General features: G+C 72.5%; 1 protein-coding gene. It reads right to left on the bottom strand.

Annotation, left to right across the window (positions count from 1 at the left end; genetic code table 11):
* Positions 1-2,338: type I polyketide synthase (locus AC07FT_RS36395; RefSeq protein ID WP_479180452.1), on the bottom strand; the 2,338-nt coding region annotated here is incomplete at its 3' end.
* Positions 2,339-2,447 lie beyond the last annotated feature (109 nt).

Genomic DNA, 2,447 nt, shown 5'->3' on the forward strand with positions numbered 1-2,447 from the left:
CCAAACGCCCCACCAGACCAGACACCTCAACACCCCCGGCAGCCAACCGCCGACGCACCCCACCACCCGACAACCCACGCAACACACCCGGCACAACCCCACCCGCCAACCCCGCCACATCCAGGTCAGCCGCCAGGAGTTGAGAGCGGCCGTGGCCGCAGGCGGTATCCAGGAGGCTGAGCGCCTTCTCGCTGGTCATCGCCGTGATTCCGGAACGGGACATCCGCGCCCGGTCCGTATCGGCGAGCTTCCCGGTCAGTTCGCTGGACTGAGCCCACAGTCCCCAGGCCACGGCGAGCGCTGGCAGGTCCAGGACCCGGCGGTGGACCGCCAGGGCATCACAGAAGGCGTTGGCCGCCGCATAGTTGGCCTGTCCCGGACTTCCGAGCACTCCCGCGGCGGACGAGAACATCACGAACAGGGCCAGCGGAAGACCGGCCGTCGCGGTGTGCAGATGAGCGGCGGCGGAAGCTTTCGCCGCCCATACCTCGGCCAGCCGGTCCGGTGTCTGTGAGGTGAGGACGGCGTCGTCCAGCACACCCGCGGCATGGATGACCCCGGTCAGCGGATGCTCCGGACCGACCCCGGCCACCAGATCCACCACCGCACCCGCATCCGTGACATCCACCGCCGCGATCCGCACGCCCGCACCCAACTCCTCCAACCGGGCAGCCAACACCCCGGCCTCCGGAGCCTCCACACCACGACGACTCACCAGCAACAGATGCCGGACACCCCACACCCGCACCACATGCTCAGCCACCAGAGCGCCCAGCGTGCCGGTACCACCGGTGATGAGCACGGTGCCATCCGGGTCGAGACCTGTGGGCATGTCCTGCCGCGCCTCGTCGTCCGTGGCAGCACGGACGAGGCGGGGTACCAGCGTTTCTCCGTCCCTGACGGCGAGCTGTGTCTCGTCCCGCTCCAGCGCCCCGGCGACGGCGGCACGCACAGCGTCGCCCGCCACATCGGCTCCGGAGTCGACGTCGAGCAGGACGAAGCGCTCCGGGTGCTCGGCCTGCGCGCTGCGGACGAGTCCCCACTGCGCGGCAGCCGCCGCGTCGATGCCGTTCGCCGCACCGTCGCCCACCGCGACAGCACCCCGGGTCACCAGCACCAGCCGGGCGTCGGCACAGCGCGGTTCGGCCAGCCAGCCCTGGACGAGCCCCAGCGTCCTGCGCACCCGTGCCAGGCCGGCGTCCGCCATCTCGTGATCCTCGGCGACCCCGGCGTCGGTGAGGTCGGCGAAGACCACCGACGGCACGGCCTCTTCGCTCCCGATGGCCGCGATGAACGCGTCCAGGTCCAGGTGTGGCGCGTCCGTGCCCAGCACGGCCCAGCCGCTCACCGGTTCCGCGGAGCCCGTCGTCCGCGGCAGCGGGATCCAGTCCAGGGCGAAGAGACCGTCGCCACCACGTCTCCCCGCGGCCCGCAGTTGGTCGACCGAGGCCGGGCGCGTCACCAGTGAGTCGACGGTGAGCACCGGGTCGCCCACGGCATCGGCGATGACCAACCGCAGCGCCCGTTCGCCTTCCGCACCTCGCTGTCGCGGGGACAGGCGGACCCTGGCGGTGGTCGCCCCGGCGGCCCACAGCGCGACGCCGTTCCACGCGAACGGCAGCCACACCTCACCACCGTCCCGCTCCGGTTCGGCTCCGGCGACCAGGAGGCCCGGGTGGAGCGCGGCGTCCAGCAGAGCTGGGTGGATACCGAATCCGTCGGCGTCACCGGCGTCCTCGGGCAGTGCGAGCTCGGCCAGGACGTCCTCGCCGTCGCGCCACAGCGCGCGCAGGCCACGGAACGAGGGGCCGTACGCGTATCCGGACGCCTCGGCACGTTCGTAGAAGCCCTCCAGGTCCACGGGGGCCGCTCCCGCCGGAGGCCACACACCGCCGAGACCCTCCGGAGTGGTGTCCTCCAGGGGCGGGCCGAGGACACCGTCCGCGTGGCACGCCCATGTCCCAACGTCCTCGGGGCGCGAGTACACCTGCACCTCACGCCGTCCGTCCGCGGCCGCCGCGCCCACCACCACCTGGACCCGCAGTCCGCCCGACTCGGGCAGCACCAGGGGCATCTGGAGCGCCAGCTCTTCGATGCCCCCGCAGCCGACCTCGTCGGCGGCACGCAGCACCCACTCCACCAGGGCCGCGCCCGGCACCAGGACGGTGCCCGCCACCACATGGTCGCTGAGCCAGCTGTCCCCGCCACCGGCGGCGACACGTCCGGTGAGCAGGTGACTGCTGCCGTCGGCCAGCTCCACGGCGGCGCCCAGCAACGGATGGCCGGCGGCGTCCAGCCCGAGGTCGCCCGGGTCCCCGAATCCGCCAGTGGCCGCCATCCAGAAACGCTGATGCTGGAAGGCGTAGGTGGGGAGATCGACGGTACGAGGGCGGGGTTGGGCCGGGAAGAGGGCCGTCCAGTCCACCTCCACACCAGCGGTGAACGCC

This window comes from Streptomyces sp. NPDC045899 (genome assembly GCF_056431485.1).